This is a genomic window from Deltaproteobacteria bacterium (genome assembly GCA_016874775.1).
Taxonomy (GTDB): domain Bacteria; phylum Desulfobacterota; class Binatia; order Bin18; family Bin18; genus VGTJ01.
In genome coordinates this window covers 1-3,312 of the sequence record VGTJ01000320.1, presented here as the reverse complement: position 1 = coordinate 3,312, position 3,312 = coordinate 1, and the positions used below count along the sequence as shown (strand labels likewise).

Below are 3,312 nucleotides of genomic sequence, written 5' to 3'. Positions count from 1 at the left end.
GCGCTTGGAGGTGGTGCGCCGTTCGGCAGACGCCAAAGGCTTTACCGTGTTGCCCCGCCGCTGGGTGGTGGAGCGGTCCTTCGGTTGGCTGGGGCGCTAGCGGCGCTTGTGTCGGGACTTCGAACATACCACCGTTTCCAGTGACGCTATGGTGTACTTGGCCAGTATCCGGCGCACGCTGCGGATGGTGACGACGGAAAATACGAATTAAAAAACACTTTCTTAGGGAATTCCGACATGAAGCCAAACGACTTCCCCAGCGCCTGTCGGTCTGAGGCTTCCGGCACGACGATGCGGTCCAGCGACCACACCGAATCAAATTCAAGCGCCTCCGCTTCACGGGCTAAATCAACGATTTCGCTGACAGTGATCTTATCGCGGAGATTCGGTAAATAAAGCGCGAGCTTCATAGCAACTTCCCTTCTGTTGGTTTTCTTCGACGTTGACTGTGTCCATCACTGCTCGTGGCTAATGCAGGCTTCGTGCGGCATCAATACATTGGCAGATGCGACGAGTTCCTCACTCTTTCCCTTGTCGCTGAGTTCATCGAGCAACCGAAGGCCTCCGACCTGCATGATGCACGTGCATACGAGGCCGCGTTTCGGTTGCGTCTTTAAGTCTCGAGAGCTTTCCAGCCATTTCTTTACGCGAACGCTTTCATCTTCTGCGCAAAACTGCGCATGTCGTTGATCACTGCCCGATGATCGCTGCTCAGAGGTAGCATGTATAAGACATGCACCCCATTTGCATGGTAGGCACGGATCTCACTTTCTTTGAGCCGATTGGGGTCGGCCAGAGCAGTCAATTCGAGCTTAGAGAAATCACGCCCGGCCTTGTCCATCAACTGCTTCAGTTCTTTCAGTTTTTGGGGAATGCGTTCAGGCAGGACGAGACCGATATGCCAGCCATCCCCCAATTCAGCCACACGCTTCAGCGCAGGCGTAGATTCACCACCGACCCAAATCGGCGGATGTGGCTTCTGTAGTGGATAAGGTAATAAGTTGAGATCTTCATTCACCTGAATAAACTTGCCTTGAAAACGGGGCTTTTCCTGCGTCCACAACAATTTCATCACCTGGATATATTCACGCGTGCGCTGTGCGCGTTCATTGAACGGAATCTCCAACAGCCGGAATTCGTCCGAAAGCCACCCCACCCCAATGCCAAGCACGAACCGTCCACCAGACAGGACATCAATCGACGCCACCCGGCGCGCCATATCGAAGGGGTGACGATACGGCACGATGAGGACGCTAATGCCAAGGCGGACCTTCTCAGTAATCCCAGCGAAAAACGCCATCGTATCGAAGGGATCAAACCATTCCATCTCTGTATAGGCGCCATACGGAGTCTTGCCGCCGACGTATTCATCATACGGCCACGGAGCGGTGATCTTTTTCGGGATCACAATGTGATCGCCAATCAGTATTGAATCAAAGCCCAACTCCTCAGCTGCCGCCGCAATTTCTTTTGCCGCTGTACGCGTGCGAATCGGTGCCCCACCCGCGAGTTGAATGCCGAATTTCATAGGTATCCTTTCCTCTCGGTACAAGTTTAGATAACGGTCCTAACGTAGAAGTGAGGGGTGATGCAAGGTCGAACAAGGATTTGGGCATGGGGATGTAAATCCAGGTGAAAAGTGAACTTCCGGTGAGCACGATTGACTGTCGTGCTGCAGTTCTTCACTGAGCACTGATAGCGGTTTCAATGCGGGCACGCGCACGGCTTGGTGCCGTTCGCGCCGTCATCGCGGATCAAGAACAGTCCGACAGATCCTCGGGCGAGCACCGGCTGCGTTCCTGCTGCCGGCGGCTTGATGCGTTCCGCGTAAACGTTGCTGAGTAACTGCGAAACGAATGCCTTGCTGTCTATGACGAACATGAATGCTCTCCTCGCGTGTGTTGCGACGCCTAACGTCCGCGCTCACCGCGAGCGGCCCGACCGCGGCCTTTCGGGTTCATTCCTGCACCCCACCGGGCCGCGATACGGTGGCGCGCTCAGTTAGCCGTTCTGATGACTTGGAACCTTCTTCATTATCGCCAAGATGTCGTCAAGTGTCAGGTCTTTGAACAAGGCTTCTCGCTCCTCAGTGTAGTCACCATAACCCGTTGTGAATTGATTGATAAACCGGACGGTGTCCACTATCCCTATCTCTTTTGAGAGTAGGTGGATTGCGTGTCGTGTAATTTCACTCAAGGGTTTTACTTCCACGTTCATTGCGTCACCTCCGTAATCAGCTCCAGCGGAGAGACTACTTTCGTTTGTCCCGTATCCACTGCTTTCGCGCGTTTAAGAAACCTATCGTCGCAGGTGCAGAAATAATCGGCCTTTGCTTCCACTGCCGACGCCAGGTGGAGTGCATCCACCGCTTTGAGCCCTTCCGCTTGGAAGGCTCGTGCCCTGTCTTCAACGTGCTCATCAGTATGAATAAACTCTTTTGCTTTAGTGAGCACTTTGAGAGCGTATTCTTTTCGTACTGGATGTGGGTTGCGCTCCAGCTCGAACACTAACGCATCGGAAGTCATCAATTCCACTTGCCCAGCCTCACAGAGCGTTAAGACCCCAAGAATGGCCTCTGCTTCCACAGCAATCCGGGGTTGCGTTTTCGTATCAAGCGGTCGCTGGATGCTACACATATCGAGGTAGATCCTCATGCTGAAAGTTTACCTGCTAGAGAAAGTAGCAGCAATGCGTGGGGAAAAACGGCTAACGCCACCGAGCCGCGCTGAGGTGGCGCGGTTTGATACTCATCCAGGCCTCCTTTGCTGCGCGTTGTCGCGCGGCGGTAGGATGGCTGTAGCACACAAATCCACCCCACGGAGGAAGCCTGGATGAACTTTTATACGCAGCAGCATAAACATTATTGTGGCATCGATCTCCATGCGAAAGCGATGTACGTCTGTATTCTCGATCAACAGGGTAACAAACTTGTCCACAAAAATCTGCCGACGACGCCGGAGGCATTTTTGCGAGTGATTGCTCCCTATCGAGAGGATCTCGTCGTCGGTGTGGAATGTATATGCACGTGGTATTGGCTCGCGGACCTCTGTGGGAAGGAAGGAATTGCCTTTGTCCTGTGCCATGCCCTCTATATGAAAGCGATTCATGGGGGCAAAGCGAAGAACGATAAGATTGATGCGCACAAGATTGCCGTCTTATTGCGGGGTGGAATGATGCCCCAAGCCTGGCCTGATGAACGAAGAGGAAACACGAGAGGCAGGAAGGAGGAAAGAGCGACACCCGATTTGTTCCGCGGGAGCAAGCAAAGAAGGTCTTGTGAGCGAGCAGCGATGGAGCTAAGAGCGACATAGG

At 53.5% G+C, this 3,312-nt stretch carries 4 protein-coding genes and 1 pseudogene; 1 reads left to right on the top strand and 4 read right to left on the bottom strand.

Features of this window, described 5'->3' with window-relative positions; all coding sequences use genetic code 11:
- Nucleotides 1-146 precede the first annotated feature (146 nt).
- The 4 genes from FJ147_27990 to FJ147_27975 form a co-directional block, all read right to left on the bottom strand.
- On the bottom strand, nt 147-410 hold the full coding sequence (locus tag FJ147_27990) for an LLM class flavin-dependent oxidoreductase (protein ID MBM4259724.1): 264 nt from the start codon (nt 408-410) through the stop codon (nt 147-149).
- Nucleotides 411-643: 233 nt separating this feature from the next.
- On the bottom strand, nt 644-1,528 hold the full coding sequence (locus FJ147_27985) for a TIGR03619 family F420-dependent LLM class oxidoreductase (GenBank protein MBM4259723.1): 885 nt from the start codon (nt 1,526-1,528) through the stop codon (nt 644-646).
- A gap of 473 nt (nt 1,529-2,001) precedes the next feature.
- Nucleotides 2,002-2,217: a hypothetical protein gene (locus tag FJ147_27980; protein ID MBM4259722.1), complete on the bottom strand. Its 216-nt coding sequence runs from the start codon at nt 2,215-2,217 to the stop codon at nt 2,002-2,004.
- Nucleotides 2,214-2,636 carry a type II toxin-antitoxin system VapC family toxin gene (locus FJ147_27975; GenBank protein ID MBM4259721.1) on the bottom strand — a complete coding sequence of 141 codons (423 nt, stop codon included), beginning with the start codon at nt 2,634-2,636 and terminating at the stop codon, nt 2,214-2,216. Before FJ147_27975 ends, FJ147_27980 begins: the two co-directional genes overlap by 4 nt.
- Before the next feature lie 195 nt (nt 2,637-2,831).
- Between FJ147_27975 and FJ147_27970 the strand changes: the two are divergent.
- Nucleotides 2,832-3,170, top strand: a pseudogene (locus FJ147_27970) (IS110 family transposase).
- The last annotated feature ends 142 nt before the right edge of the window (nt 3,171-3,312 follow it).

Bases quoted from the DNA above. Each gene is read 5' to 3' on its own strand.
- FJ147_27990 (MBM4259724.1), bottom strand. From the start codon at position 410: ATGAAGCTCGCGCTTTATTTACCGAATCTCCGCGATAAGATCACTGTC.
- FJ147_27985 (MBM4259723.1), bottom strand. From the start codon at position 1,528: ATGAAATTCGGCATTCAACTCGCGGGTGGGGCACCGATTCGCACGCGT.
- FJ147_27980 (MBM4259722.1), bottom strand. From the start codon at position 2,217: ATGAACGTGGAAGTAAAACCCTTGAGTGAAATTACACGACACGCAATC.
- FJ147_27975 (MBM4259721.1), bottom strand. From the start codon at position 2,636: ATGTGTAGCATCCAGCGACCGCTTGATACGAAAACGCAACCCCGGATT.